Raw genomic sequence first — 14,462 nt, forward strand, 5'->3', positions numbered from 1 at the left:
TAGCCCGCCAGGTTCAAGCCGGCGGCGGCTCGGATGCGCCGTCTTTGAGCTGGCGGAACAAATGCCAAGCCATCGCCCCCAGTGCCAGGACGCCTCCAACCAGTAGCGCCCACAGCCAGCCGCGTTTGCTTCCTGGCGCGCTACCGGCGATGTCATCCGCGGATTTTCCGGACGACTGCTGTCGTATCAAGTCGCCCGGCCTGGCCGCATCGAGCGCCGCCAGCTCACGGGCACTGAAACCTGGCGCGACTTGGGGTAGGTCGACGTACGCCGCGCTCGCGCCGGTGCGACCGAAGGCGAGACTGTAAGGGGGCTTCCCGCTAGCGACGAACACCATGCTTGAGGGTGTCCAGCCCAAGCGCAAGCCAGGCAGCTCGGCGACATCGACCTGGGGTCGCATGACCCATTGGGAAGCGTGCGTCGCGGGGATGTCCACGTCCCCCGAGGCCCGCCGGCGCCCGTCTTGGATCATCTGATAGAAGGTCACACTCAACACGGACTGCAACTGCAGCTGCACCGCGGTCCGACTTCCCGCCTCTCTCCTGCGGACGGCCTGGTACTGGCCAAGCTGCACCGGCATGACGATGTTCTGGCCCTTGAATACCAGTCCCAGCGATCGCGTGGGAATCGCCACAGGCGCCGTGTAGACCAGGTCTCGCCCCTCGGTGCCCCGCACTCCTTGCAGGACAATGGTCTCGACATGACGCGCCTTCTGCTGCGCCACGACATACTCGACATGAATCGCGGAAAACAGGATTGGCTTGCCGTCGAGCCAGCGGATGCGGGCGTAGCGAAACGGTCGCGGTGCAAATTCGATGCGGTGTTTCTGCACGCTCGCGCCCTGGTCGTTGATCAGCCAACTCACCGCAGCCTCGGCCAACTCATCCCAGCTCTGCAGGTCGTCGCTGACGTCGAGTGCCACCCAGGCGTTGTAGTTCCCCACTCCCGGTGGCAGGGTCAGGGCGAGCCCGCCCACCGGCGCCGCCGCATCGACTTGCGCCCCGCGCGCCGCCGGCTGCAGGTCCAGGACCAGGCTCACCAGCGCATCACTGACTTCGCGCGTCGGCGCCGTCACCGAAATGACGGCGCCGTCGGTCCCGGTCCGGATCTGCAAGCTGTCGTGCACACGCTCGGCATCACGGGCGGGACCATGCACGGGAAAGACGGCGGCCGGCGTGCTCGGTCTGTTCACGACTGGCGGAGCAGCCAGGTCGACCAAGGCAAACGGCATCGACGCACCGGCGGCATCGAACACCCGCAGGTCGTTCAGTTCCGGCGAGCGCGCATGCAGGTAGACCTCGCGTGGCACCCGCAGCTGCACGACAGCTTGATTGGTCTCGACACCGAGAGGGAGAATGTGCGAATAGCCGGCCGGTGCATCATCCGGGCTGGCGACGGCAACCGAAGCAGGGAGGGCCAACAAAACAACGGCGATCGCGCGGCGGCAAGGAAATTCGCTCATGGTGTTCTCCAGTTCAGCTCTCAAGCGGAAACAGTTGACGGCGCGCCCTGCGCTCCTTTCGGATAAGGGGCGAGGTAGCCGACCAGCAGCAGCAACAGTCCAACACCAATGAAGGACACGACGCGCGCGATGCTGCCGCCGTTGGCCAGGTCGATCAGAAACAGCTTCACTACTACGAATACGAGCGCAAGCGCTCCACCCGACCAGGCGCGCCGCATCATCCTGCGTGCGGACACGCGCATGAGCACCAACGCACTCGCACTCCATACCAGGGAAAGCATCGCCTGCACGGCCTGCGACGCGGCAAGTGCGTCGATGCGGTAATCGATGCCGCCGTAATGGGCAGCGCTGCGCAACAGGATGAGATTGAACCAGACATAGGCCGCTATCGCGCCACCGATCTTCAGTCGATGCAGCAGCACTTCGTGCGCCACTGCCCCGCTGGCGAACTGGCGCAGCGCGCTCGCCCACAACATCAAGACAAAGCCGGTGGTCAGGTCGAGCGGGTTCAGTAGCGGCAGATAAGGCAGGGGGGCCATCGCACCGTCATGCCTCACATTCCAGAAGACGGCCAGCATCGCCATCAACATCGTGCCAGCGGGGATCACGACCGTGCGGTACCAATCGGCCAGCGGCGCACTTGGCCACTTGTTCGCCAGGCTGCGGCGCAACAGGCAGACGAGGGCCAGCATCATGATCCAGCTCGGTAAATAATTGCTCCAGGCGGCATCGCTAACCCAATCGGCTTGTGCTGCGAGAAGAGGGTCGGCCGGCCCGGCGAGCCAGCGATCGATCAGGATGGCGCCGGCCGGCCATATGGCCAGCCATGGCCCGGCGGTGCGCAGTGCATGCAGGAGTTTGAGCAGGTTCCTCCCGATCTCCAGGCCGCCGGCAGGCCAGCGCAGCATCGCATACTCGCCACCCGCCCACAGGATGGCCCAGGCGATCCAGCCCGCCGCTTCAGGCAGCGCATGCCTGGCATACAGCGACTGCAAGGAAGCTGCCGTGACCAAAGCCAGCATTCCCCAGCAGGCGCTCGCGAACCAGCGCAGCTGCGGCCAGGCCAGGCGCGGTCCGAGCCGTATGCCCGCCATCGCCGTGACCGTGACCGCCGCCGCATACAACGCGGTCCAGCGCGCATACTGGCTGCCCAAGCCTGCCGGCAGATAGTCAACCATCCTGCCCGCGGCAATGTTGATGACCGGGCCGAACCACCAAATGCCGGCCCACAGCAGAAGCACCGATGCGATCCCGGTTTTGGCGTGCGTGGAGTCGGACGGTTCGACATCGGCGCGCTGTAGCATGCGACTGGTTGCGAATGCCGCGGCGGCCAGCATGAAGACGCCCAATAGCGGCTGCTCTTCGCTTGGCTCGAGCATGTCGACGAACGACCATCCCGGCGCGCAGACGATGCCCACGGCGGCGGCGCCTGCGACCTGCGCCGCCAGGGCCAGCCCGCGCGCCATCGGCCACGCCATACGGACGCCGATCGCGTACAACAGCACGGCCGTGAACAAGGCGCCGACCACCAGCCAGTTCGCCAGGGCGCCGCCGGCAGTACGGACGATCGCTTCGCTCCAGCACGCGCCAAGCAGTGCGACGGCGGCCAGCAGCAAGCCCACGCTGGCAAGCTCCGGCAGGCAGTCTTCATCTCCTCCATGCTTGCGCAAATTGGCTGCGATGATGAAGGCACTGCCGCCGAGCAGCAGGAATCCCAGCCATAGATTGGCTGCGAGCGCAGTGTCCGCATCGAGCTTCGTCGTGGCAGCGATGAAGCTTACCCAGGCGCCCGCTTGCAAGAACAGCCCGAAAACCCAGGCAAGCCGGCGGTGGTTGCGCAGGCCGAACCACACGAAGCCGGCGCCCTCCACGGCCCACGCGGCCGAGGTCCAGCGCGCATCGAGCGCAAAGGGGATGGCAAGCGTGCCGAAGATGATACCGACCACGGCGAAGGTCTCGACCATCAACCTTACGCGCTCTTGCCCGCTGCGCCACAAGGCAATGCCGAGGGCCAGATAGAAGCCGCCGAGGCCCAGCGCGGTAAAGGCAAGACCGAATTCCATCTCCTTGACCAGGCCGACCTGGAATCCAAAGGCGAGCAGCGGCGTGCCCAGGACCAGCGTGATATCGACGGAATCGTTCTTGCGGGTCTTCTCCCGGGTCGCGAACACGAGTGGGATAGCAACGTAGCACAGGAAAAACAGGATCAGGAAGGCCTGGGCCGATGGGTAATGGTCCGGGGTGTAGCGTAGTCCACCCCAAGCAGCGCCGATGATGAAAGTGAATACGAAGCCCAGCAGATTGAGCGGATGCCATGAACGCATGAAGGCCAGTGCGAACACGCCGGCGTTGAGCAACGCGTAATAGGTGAAGAGTGCGATATGGTTGTCGCTTCCGCCGCTCGCCAGCAGCACGGGAGATGCGAAGCCGCCCGTGATGCCGAATGCCGCAAGCCAGGGCGCTTCTTGCAAGACCGCCAGCAGGCAGGTGAAAGCCGTGAGGAACACCAGCAGTGCGAACGCGAAACCGGAAGGTATCAGCGCGTAGAGTTGGTAGGCACTGAAGATCACCAGCATCAGGATGGCAATCGCGGTGCCCTGGATCGGAAGGGCGAGTTCCCTGCGCGTCAGGCGCAGGCGCCATCCCCAGGCCAGCAGTCCGAAGTCGGCCAGGACCACGGCGGCCAGGCGCAACTCGATTGGAATGGTGAAGGTCGTGGCGACATACTTGAGAAGGAAGCCGATGCCGATGAAAAGAATCACGAGACCAAGCTTGGCGACCAGGTTGCCGGTGAGGAGCCAAGTCTTTGCGGCGATGAGCCAGCGTGGCGGTGGTTCCAGGTAAGGATCCGGAACTGGTTCTTCCCGGACTGTGGATGCAGCTTCGGTGCTGACGGGGATGATCAGTTCGGGCACAGGCCTTGTCGTTTGGGATTGCAGTGGCGGGCTTGCAATGCTGTCGTCCTGTATTGGTTCAGGCAGATTCGCCTTGGCGATATGGGACTGTGGCGTCGCAACCGGCACTACACCGGTGCGTTGCTGCGTGGGCGCCATAGGAGATGGTGGCGTCGTGAACCGGTGCACCCGCTCGTTCAAGGCCTCGAGCCGTCTCTCCAGTTCGGCGATTCTGCTCGCTTTGCTCAATCCCACGAGCCAGGCAACGAGAAACGGATAACCCAGGATTGCCAGTACCGCGAAGCCGAGCTCATGCATGGTCGCCTCAACATGAATTGGTGTATTGGTGGGATCGGTACGGTCCACTTAGCCAGTCGATGCAGCGTGCTGGCTGTAGAAGAATATTAAAAGCCAGAAACAACTCAGGAGGGGAATCGGGCTTTTCGTTGCGCTTGGTCAAGGGACTAAGGGCATGGGGATTTGTGCGCGGAAAGCAAAAAACCCCACCATGATCACATGGTTGGGTTTTTCTTTATAACTAGCCTGACGATAACCTACTTTCAACCCCACCATGTGATCATGGTGGGGTTTTTTGCTTTCAAGCGCCAAAATCCTCTGTCATTTCGTACTGGAATGACACAACGCAATAACATTGCGTACAAAAAATCATGCTTTCCGTCCAGAATCAATCGTACACGGTAAGTAGTTTCCTATAATTCCTTGTTACCCATATATTTGTTCTTGTCGGAATGTTAATCCGACAGGTATTTCTTTTGCCTGACCATTTAAAAAGAATTCCATGCGATCACTATCCGCACTCAGCACCCGAGCCAAACTTGGCCTCGGTTTTGGTCTAGTTGGCATCCTGATCGTTGTGCTTGCGATCTTCGCCTGGCGCGAACTGGCCCATGTGAGCGATGAGCTTGCCACGCAAAATGCCGTCCGCACAACCAAGCTCGAGCGGCTGTACGAGCTGCGCGAATCGCTCGCGCAAACCGGTCTCGCAGCCCGTAATGCCTATATCTTCCCAAATGCCGCCGATGCCAGGCGAGAGCTCACCCTGCTCGACGAGCACAAGGCCCGCTATCTCGACAAGCTGCATGCGTTGACGCCGCTGTTCGCGGGAAATGCCGACTTCGCCACCATGCGCGATGGCCTGCTGCGCATGGCAGACGAACTGAACCGCCCACGTCGTTACCTTGATGCTGGTCAAATGAACGACTTCGGCACCTTCCTGGTCAATGAGTGCAGCCCCCTGCGTCGTCAGAACGTGATCGATATCGATCGTGTCATCACGAGTGTGCAGCAGGAGGTAGACGCCGGCACGCGCCAGGCCGAGGAATCGATCGCCGCCGCCCAGGCGACGATCGTCGCCGTCACGCTCGCCGCGGTCGGCCTGAGCGTATTGATCGGAGCCGCAATTACTGCCCACTTGCTGCGCCAGCTGGGCGGCGAGCCGGTGGAGGTCAACCGTATCGCTTCCGCCATCGCCTCCGGCGACCTGACCGTCGACGTGAGCGTACGCCATGATGACGAAGCAAGCGTCATGCATGCGATCCGCGAAATGCAGAACAGCCTGCAGAGCATTGTCGCGCAAGTGCGCGGCGGCACCGATATGATTGCGACAGCGTCGCGAGAGATTAGCGCCGGCAATGACGACCTGTCCGCACGCACCGAGCAGCAGGCCAATTCGCTCGGCCGCACCGCGAATTCGATGAAGGAGCTGACCGCCGTCGTCGAACAGAACACCCTGCATGCGCGTCATGCCAACACGCTCGCAGCCTCGGCCAGTGTCGTGGCCAGCAAGGGCGGCGCCGTGGTCTCCGCCGTGGTCGACACCATGCAAGAGATTAATGAATCCGCGCGCAAGATCGCGGACATCATCAGCGTCATCGACGGTATCGCGTTCCAGACGAATATCCTGGCCCTGAACGCGGCGGTGGAGGCGGCGCGCGCCGGCGAACAAGGCCGTGGCTTTGCCGTCGTTGCCAGCGAAGTACGCAACCTGGCGCAGCGCTCGGCGACTGCCGCCAAGGAGATTTCGGCATTGATCGGCGTCTCGGTCGCGAAAGTGGATGCCGGCTCAAAACTGGTGGAGCAAGCCGGCGCCACGATGGACGACATCGTGACGAGCGTGCGTCACGTCAGCGGCATCATCGCCGAGATCACTGCCGCGAGCGAAGCCCAGCATGCCGGCATCCAGCAAGTGAACCGTGCGGTAGATCAAATGGACGAGGCAACCCAGCAGAATGCCGCCCTGGTCGAAGAGGCGGCCGCGTCCGCGGCAGCGCTCAAGGAGCAAGCAGGCAGGCTGTTGCGCACCGTGCGCGTGTTCCGGATCGGCGCCGAAAGTGGCCCGCTGCGAATCGCGGGCTGAGCCGGTAATCCCTACACGGCCTCAGCCGGCGCTATCGTTCAGGCTCTTGCGCAGATTCACCAACTGGTCGCGCAAGGCCGACGCTTCGTCGACCGAACACTGGGTTGCGCACAACACCGCCGGCATCACGCTAGCGGCTTCTTTCCTCAAGGCGTTGCCGGCGTCGGTCAGGCTGATGATCACCTGGCGTTCGTCGCTGCGCGCGCGGTTACGCTGCACCAGGCCCTGGGCTTCCATACGCTTGAGCAAAGGCGTCAAGGTCGCCGAGTCGAGGAACAGGCGTTCGCCGATGTCGGACACGGTCAATTGATCTTGTTCCCACAAAACCATCATCACAAGATATTGCGGATACGTGAGCCCGAGCTTGGGCAGCAGGCCGCGGTATACCCGCATCATTGCCAGCGACGTCGAGTAAAGGGCAAAGCACAGTTGCTCGTCGAGCATGGGCGCGGCAGGGGCAGTAGAGGCGTTCGTGTTCATGCATCCAATATAGGTCGCACACTAGATAATTGCAAGCGATGATTAACGCTTATGCCCGGCGTCAAGGCTGATGGTGACTAGGGAGTGTGCGGGCACTTACATTGCCGTATCTCTGCAATACGGGAAGTTGTCCGATTGACGTCGGACTGGCAGGATCAGGCAAGAGCTCGGCAGGAATCGTCTACCTCTCTCATCAACATGCGTCCTATGATGAGTGCTCATTATTTGCGCGGAGGATCCCCATGAAACTGATCGACACTATCTATATCAAGGGACAATTCATCAAGCCGCATGGCAGCGAGCGTTTCAGCCTGGTCGACCCGGTCACCGAGGAGGAGGCCGCGCAAGTCATCCTGGCGGACGAGGTCGATGCGGAAAATGCGATCGCCGCCGCGAGCGTCGCATACCGTGAGCTCGCCGGCGCTTCACGTGAACAGCGCATGGACTGGCTCGCACGCCTGCACCACGTGGTCGCAGATGCCGAAGAAGAATTGGTCGCGACAATGATCGAAGAATACGGCGGCCCCCACGCCATTTCGCGCGCGACGTCGAGGCGGGCCGCCGCCTCGTTCGACCAGGCACGTAGCCTGCTCGCCGACTACCCGTTCGAGCGTCAGGTCGCCAGCGCGCGCGTGCGCATGGAGGCACTGGGCGTGGTTGGCCTGATCACGCCATGGAATGCGAATTACGGCATGATCTGCAGCAAACTCGCAATGGCGATCGCCGCCGGCAGTTCGGCAGTGATCAAGCCGAGTGAATTGAGCGCACGGCAGACAGATCTGCTGACCCGTGTACTGCACCGTGCCGACCTGCCGCCAGGGCTATTCAATATCCTGACTGGCCGCGGCGACGTGGTTGGCGCCGCCTTCGTTCGCCACCCGGGCATCGCGAAGATCTCGTTCACCGGCTCCACCGCGGTCGGCAAGTCGATCGTGCGCGGCTGCGCCGATACGCTCAAGCGCGTCACCCTGGAGTTGGGCGGCAAATCGCCCACGGTCCTGCTCGACGATGCGGACTTCGGCAAGGCCATGCCACTGATCGCGGCGGCCGCCACCATCAACAGTGGCCAGGCCTGCCTGGCGGGGACACGCCTGCTGGTGCCACGGGCGCGGTTGCAGGAGGTCGAGCAAGGTATCGTCGCGACGTTCGCAGCCCTGACGGTGGGCGATCCACGCGACCCGGCAACCCGGATCGGGCCCATGGTCAGCGCTACCCAGTATCAGCGTGTACAAGGATACATCCGCAAGGGTATCCAGGAGGGCGCCACGCTGCTGCTGGGAGGCACAGGTTTGCCCGAGGGTTTGGAGCGGGGTTACTTCGTGCGGCCTACGGTCTTCAGTAATGTGAGCAACGACATGACCATCGCAAGAGAAGAAATCTTCGGGCCGGTGCTGTCGGTGATTGCCTACGACGATGAAGAAGACGCCATTGCTATCGCGAACGATACGATCTATGGCTTGCACGCCAATGTGTTCTCGGGCGACGTGGCGCGCGCCAATCGGGTCGCCCGTCGCATCCAGGCAGGTCGTGTTTTTATCAATGGCTTGTATGACGAGCCGATGGCGCCGTTCGGTGGATTCAAGCAATCCGGTCTCGGACGTGAATTCGGCGTATTCGGGTTGGAAGAATATCTTGAACCGAAAACCTTGCTGGGCTATGAACAATCGCTCTGAACCTGAGTTGCTCCGGCTGCTGCTGGCGGCGGTAAGCCAGCGCTACGCCGAGGCGGGCGGCATCGATGACCTGCCGACGGCGCTGCCCTGGCTGGGACTGGTCCGGCGCCGGGCCCCGACGCCGATCGGACGCGGCATGCTGGAACCGTCGATGTGCCTGATGCTGCAGGGCGAGAAGCAGATGCTGGTCGGTGAGCGCATACTGCGCTATGCGCCGGGTTGTTATGTGCAGGCGGGCACGGCAATGCCGGTATCGGGCCAGGTCATGCGCGCTACCGACGACGAGCCCTACTATGGCATCCGCGTCGATCTCGACCTGAAGGAACTCGCATCCTTCCTGCTCGAGATGCGGATCCCGATGCCGCCCCAGGATGACGACCCGCCATTCGTCAGTGTCGAGACGGCGGGGAAGGCGTTGCTGGAATCCCTGGAGCGCCTGCTGCGGCTGCTTGACCGGCCGTCGGACTTGCCCGTCCTCGGCCACCTGCTCAAGCAGGAAATCCTGTATCACCTGGTGACGGGGCCTGGTGGGCCTACCCTGACACGCGGCCTGATGGGCGGTCGGCACGAGTCCGCCGTCAACAAGGCGATCGGCTGGATCCGTGAGCATTTCGATGCACCATTGCGAATTGCCGAACTGGCCGAAGAGGTGCACCTGAGCCCATCTGTCCTCCACCGCCGCTTCAAGGCGGCGACGATCATGAGTCCGCTCCAGTACCAGAAGCAGGTGCGGCTGTTGGAAGCGCGCAAGCTCTTGATGAGCGGCGGCGCCGAGGCGGCCAATGTCGCCTTCCAGGTGGGATATGAAAGTCCATCGCAGTTCAGCCGCGAGTACCGCCGCCTGTTCGGCGCCTCGCCGTTGCAGGATGCAGAACAATTACGCGGCGTGGCGCCGGCGCCATGATTTGCCATCGCAGAACAATATTATTGCTGAGCACTTGCGCGACGGGGTAGGGCTTTGCTATAGTTCGCGTCCGCTTCGGCATGACCGAAAAATGTTAACGTAATCAAGTGGTTACGCTAGCAAGATCGGCAGAGAAATCTGAGGCGAAGCGAAATGAGGGGTTGACGAAAAACGAAAAACACTTCGGCCAGCTACGACGAGGAATATGATCGCACGATACTGAACACGTAAGCTTTCGTTAGCTGAAAAACGTCGTCCCCGCGCAGGCGGGGACCCAAGTATCAAGCGCTCCACTTCAGGATATCGAAGTGGCTGAGCCAGCAAACTTGGGTCCCCGCCTGCGCGGGGACGACGTGCGTATTGCAGTGATCAGTTCGGCTGCGTGCCGCCCAACTGCTTCTTGAAGTAGGCCTCGATCAAGCCATACACGTGGCGCTGGTTGGTGCGGCCCGAAATGCCATGCTTGGCGCCCGGATAGGTCATCAGGTCGAACTGCACATTGCGCTTCACGAGCTCGTCGATCAGCAGGGTGGTGTTCGAGAACAGCACATTGTCGTCGGCCATGCCGTGGATCAGCAGCAGGTGCGATTTCATGCCGTCCAGGTGGGCGAACACGCCGCTGCGTTTATACGCTTCCGGATCGCCCTTCGGCGTGCCGCCCACGTAGCGCTCGGTATAGTGGGTGTCGTACAGCGCCCAGTCGGTCACCGGCGCCACCGACACGCCCATTGCGATCTTGTCCGACGCCGCCGACAGCAGGCGCAGCGTCATGAAGCCGCCATAGCTCCAGCCGAACACGCCCACGCGCTTCGGATCGACGAAGCTCTGCTTGGCTAGCCAGTCGATGCCGGCCACCTGGTCTTCGACTTCATGCTGGCCCAGATTGTTGTGCAGGACGTCGGTGAACTGGCGTTCGCGGCGGCCCGAGCCGCGGTTGTCGAGGCGGAACACCACGAAGCCCTGCTGCGCCATGTACTGGTCAAAATAATTGCCCCATGCACGGGTCACGCGCTGCGAGTGCGGGCCGCCATAGGTGAACAGGAACACTGGGTAGCGCTTGTTGGCATCGAAACCGGCCGGCTTGATGATCGAATAATGCAGGGTCTGGCCATCGGCCGCCTTCAGGGTGCCGAACTCGGTCGGCAGGTGCGCATCCAGGTGGCGGGTGTACGGATGCTTGTCGTCGAGCGCGTTCTTTTCGATCCACTCGACCATGCTGCCGTCGGCGCGGCGGATCGATACCTGCGGCGGGGTGTTCGGGTTCGAGTAGGTGTCGACGAACAGCTTGCCGTTGCCGGCGAAGGCGGCTTCGTGCCAGCCGTCGCCCTGGGTGATGCGGGCCGGCTTGTCGGCGCCGCGGCCGTCCAGCGCCAGCGCATAGGTCTGCTTGTCGATCACGGCGTCGCGGTTCGACGAGACATACACCTTGCCGGCGCCTTCGTCGACCGCCAGGATGCCGTCCACGCCCCAGTTGCCGCGCGAGATCGGGTGCAGCAGCTTGCCATTCAGGTCATACAAATACAGGTGCTTGTAGCCGCTGCGTTCGGAAGCCCAGATGAAGGCCTGGCGATTCTTGAGGAAGCGCAGGTCGTTGTGGACCTCGACCCAGGTCCTGGAATTCTCGGAGAACAGTGGACGCTGGGCCAGCGTGGCGACGTCGACCGCCACCAGGTCGAGGCGCTTCTGGTCGCGCGTCTGGCGCTGGTAGACCAGGGTCTTGCCGTCGGCGCTGAAGTCGGCGCGCACCAGGTAGACGTCCTTCTCCGCGCCGAGGTCGATCTTGCGCTGGACGCCGGTGGCCGGATTGACGACCATCAGTTCGATCGCCACGTTCGGGTCGCCCGCGGCCGGGTAGTGCTGGTCGATCACCTCGGTGCGGTCGGCGAAGATCTCGAAGCGGCGCACCACCGGCACCGGCGCCTCGTCGTAGCGGCGGTAGGCGATGTGGGAATCGTCCGGCGCCCAGTAGTAGCCGGTGGTCTGGCTCATCTCTTCCTGCGCGATGAACTCGGCGGCGCCGTTGTGCACGGTGCCCTTGCCGTCGGTGGTCAGCTGGCGCTCGGCGCCGGTGGTCAGGTCGATCACCACCAGGTTCTGGTCACGCACGAAGGACACATAGCGGCCGCGCGGCGAGATCTTCGGATCGGTGACGTTGCCCGACGCTACCTTGCGCGCGGCTTCCGGCCTGGCGGCGTCCACCAGGTACAGGTCACCGCCGATCGGCACCAGCAGCTGCTTGCCGTCGGGCGACCAGTAATAGCTCAGGATGCCCGACAGGCCGGCGGTACGCGCGCGTTCGCGGCGCGCTTTTTCTTCGAGCGACAACTCTTCGTTGGGCACCAGCTGCTTGGAATCGACCAGGCGTTGGGTGGCCTTGCTCTTCGTGTTGTATTCCCACAGGTCGAGACGGTACTGGTCGTCGGCGCGCGGGCGCAGGAAGGTCACGCGTTCGCCATCCGGCGACACGCGCAGGTTGCGCACGCTGGCGCCGGCCAGCGAGGCTTCGCCGTAGATGCGGTCCAGGGTCAGGCGTTCGGCCATGGCGGGAGAGGCCGCCAGGGCGGCCAAAAGGAGGAGAAGAGGGCGCATTGATGTCTCTTGAGGATTATTAATTTACAGCAATCGCGAGACGATACCAGAGTCAGCGGGCCTGCGCCATGGCGCCATCGCGGATCTTCCGGCGCGCCAGCTTCTCGAATTGCCAGGTCAGCAGCACCGCCGCCACCGTCAGCGCCACCACCAGGCCGATCCAGAAACCGGTGGCCTGCATCGGCTCGCTAGGTGTCCACGGGAACCAGGCCGGCGCCAGGCCCAGGATGCAGCCGAGCGGCAGCGACAGGCCCCAGAACGACAGCAGCTGGATCACCATCGGCGGGCGCGTCACCTGGTAGCCGCGGATGGCCGAGGCGGTGGCGACCTGGGTCGAATCGGACAGCTGGAACAGGGCCGCGAACAGCAGCAGGTGGGCGGTCACCTGCTGCACCGCCGGGTCGGAGGTGTACATCGCCGCGATCTCCCAGCGGAACAGGGCGATGCCGATCGCCGCCAGCACGCCGAAGCTGACCGAGACGCCCACGCCCACCCAGCCCACGAAGCGCGCCCGCACCGGGTCGCCTTCGCCCATCGCCTGGCCGACGCGGGTGAGCATGCCGATCGCGAAGCTGAGCGGCACCATGAACACCAGCGAGGCGAAATTGAGCGCGATCTGGTGCGAGGACACCTGCACCACCCCATAGCGCGCCACCAGCAGGCTGATCAGGCCAAAAGCGCTGACCTCGGCAAAATAGGTGACGCCGATCGGCAGGCCCAGGCGCAGCTGGGCGCCAATTTCTCGGGTGTCCGGGCCTTCGTAGCGGTCGAAGGGGTAGGTGAGGCGGTAGGCGGGCGCGCGCGTGATCCACCACAGCATGGCGCCCAGCATCAGCCACAGGGCGCTGGCGGTGGAAATCGCGCAGCCGACCGCCCCCAGTTGCGGGAAGCCGAATTTGCCGTACACCAGTACCCAGGCCACCAGGGTATTGAACAGCAGGCCGAGGATGGCGATCCACATGATCGGCTTGGTCTGGTTGATGCTGGTGGTGTAGCCGTACAGCGCGCGGTAGACCCCGAAAGCCGGCATGCCGACGCTGATCACGTGCAGGAACAACGAGGCGCGGTCGGCTACATGGCCGTCCATGCCGATGTGGTCGAACAGCAGCGTGCACAGGTTGGCGAACAGGCAGCCGACCAGGCCGACCAATAATCCCTTCCACATGGCCTGGCGCACCGAATGCGGCACCCGGTCGTGGCGCGCGGCGCCGATCTCGTGCGCGACCACGGTATTGATCGCCATCATGGTGCCCATCACCGTGACCAGCACGATCGACCACACCGCCGTGCCCAGCGACACCGCGGCCAGCTCGTCAGCGCTGACGTGGCCGGTGAGGGCGACGTCGACCACGCCCATGCCCACCGTCGCCAGCTGGCCGACCAGGACCGGCCATGACAGGCGCCACAGGGTAGCGATCTCGGTGCGGACGGGCGTGGCGGAAGGGGCGGCGATCGGGTTCATGGTGCGGCAACGTGAAGAGGGGAACCCGTGATTTTACTGACTTATTGTCAAGCCCGGTACCGGCGCTTGCTTCCCGTCGTTAATGTTGTGACTTCGCAAGACAAGTTTCCGCGATCTGCACCACCGTAGAGCGACAAGCTGAGGAGGGTCGCGATGGAAGAACTGCTGCCGTACTACGAGCGCGAACTGGTCTACCTGAACACCGTTGGCCGCGAGCTCGCCCACCAGTATCCGCGCCTGGCGGCCGAGTTGGGCCTGGGCCCCGAAGGCAGCGAAGACCCCCATATCCGGCGCCTGATCCAGGCCTGCGCGCTGCTCAATGCGCGTACCGCGAAAAAGCTCGACGACGACTATCCGGAACTGACCGAAGCCCTGCTGGGTAGCCTGTATCCGCACTTTTTGCATGGCATGCCGAGCTGTTCGATCGTCCAGGTCGGCGGCGCCGACCCGCAGGCCCGGGCCGGCAAGATCGAGCAGGTGCAGGAAGTCGCCCGCGGCACCGAAATGAGTTCGCTGGCCGCGCGCGGGGCGCCCTGCGTGTTCCGCACCACGGCCGGCCTGGCGCTGGCGCCGGTGGCGGTGGCGCGCGCCTGGTTCGAGCCGGTGGCCCACGTGCCGCCG

At 63.4% G+C, this 14,462-nt stretch carries 8 protein-coding genes and 1 pseudogene; 4 read left to right on the forward strand and 5 right to left on the reverse strand.

Annotated elements, in window-relative coordinates:
- Nucleotides 1-13 precede the first annotated feature (13 nt).
- Together Q9246_RS26365 and Q9246_RS26370 are read right to left on the reverse strand one after the other, a co-directional pair.
- Nucleotides 14-1,462 (reverse strand): DUF3999 family protein, encoded by a 1,449-nt coding sequence (locus Q9246_RS26365; RefSeq protein ID WP_306394411.1) that lies wholly within the window; start codon nucleotides 1,460-1,462, stop codon nucleotides 14-16.
- Between the two features lie 20 nt (nucleotides 1,463-1,482).
- Nucleotides 1,483-4,722 (reverse strand): DUF2339 domain-containing protein, encoded by a 3,240-nt coding sequence (locus tag Q9246_RS26370; RefSeq protein ID WP_306394412.1) that lies wholly within the window; start codon nucleotides 4,720-4,722, stop codon nucleotides 1,483-1,485.
- A 433-nt stretch (nucleotides 4,723-5,155) separates the two neighbouring features.
- On the opposite strand from Q9246_RS26370, the gene Q9246_RS26375 reads away from it, so the two are divergent.
- Nucleotides 5,156-6,733: a methyl-accepting chemotaxis protein gene (locus tag Q9246_RS26375; RefSeq protein WP_306394413.1), complete on the forward strand. Its 1,578-nt coding sequence runs from the start codon at nucleotides 5,156-5,158 to the stop codon at nucleotides 6,731-6,733.
- Between the two features lie 21 nt (nucleotides 6,734-6,754).
- Here the strand turns inward: Q9246_RS26375 and Q9246_RS26380 are convergent, their stop codons facing one another.
- The gene (locus Q9246_RS26380; protein WP_306394414.1) at nucleotides 6,755-7,213 is read right to left on the reverse strand and encodes a MarR family winged helix-turn-helix transcriptional regulator; all 459 of its coding nucleotides are present in this window, start codon (nucleotides 7,211-7,213) and stop codon (nucleotides 6,755-6,757) included.
- A 242-nt stretch (nucleotides 7,214-7,455) separates the two neighbouring features.
- On the opposite strand from Q9246_RS26380, the gene Q9246_RS26385 reads away from it, so the two are divergent.
- Entirely contained in the window at nucleotides 7,456-8,886 is a 1,431-nt protein-coding gene (locus Q9246_RS26385; RefSeq protein ID WP_306394416.1) for an aldehyde dehydrogenase family protein, read from the forward strand.
- Between the two features lie 7 nt (nucleotides 8,887-8,893).
- Nucleotides 8,894-9,790, forward strand: a complete 897-nt coding sequence (locus tag Q9246_RS26390; protein ID WP_306394417.1) for an AraC family transcriptional regulator — start codon at nucleotides 8,894-8,896, stop codon at nucleotides 9,788-9,790.
- Between the two features lie 369 nt (nucleotides 9,791-10,159).
- Here the strand turns inward: Q9246_RS26390 and Q9246_RS26395 are convergent, their stop codons facing one another.
- Together Q9246_RS26395 and Q9246_RS26400 are read right to left on the reverse strand one after the other, a co-directional pair.
- Complete coding sequence (locus tag Q9246_RS26395; protein ID WP_306394420.1) at nucleotides 10,160-12,379, reverse strand: S9 family peptidase; 2,220 nt, start codon at nucleotides 12,377-12,379, stop codon at nucleotides 10,160-10,162.
- Between the two features lie 52 nt (nucleotides 12,380-12,431).
- Nucleotides 12,432-13,841, reverse strand: coding sequence for an MATE family efflux transporter (locus tag Q9246_RS26400; protein ID WP_306394421.1), 1,410 nt, complete (start codon nucleotides 13,839-13,841; stop codon nucleotides 12,432-12,434).
- A 153-nt stretch (nucleotides 13,842-13,994) separates the two neighbouring features.
- Here Q9246_RS26400 and Q9246_RS26405 point away from each other — a divergent pair.
- Nucleotides 13,995-14,432 (forward strand): annotated as a pseudogene (locus Q9246_RS26405) (type VI secretion system baseplate subunit TssF); the annotation flags it as partial.
- Between the last annotated feature and the right edge of the window lie 30 nt (nucleotides 14,433-14,462).

The organism is Telluria beijingensis (assembly GCF_030770395.1).
GTDB classification, from domain to species: Bacteria; Pseudomonadota; Gammaproteobacteria; order Burkholderiales; family Burkholderiaceae_D; genus Telluria; species Telluria beijingensis.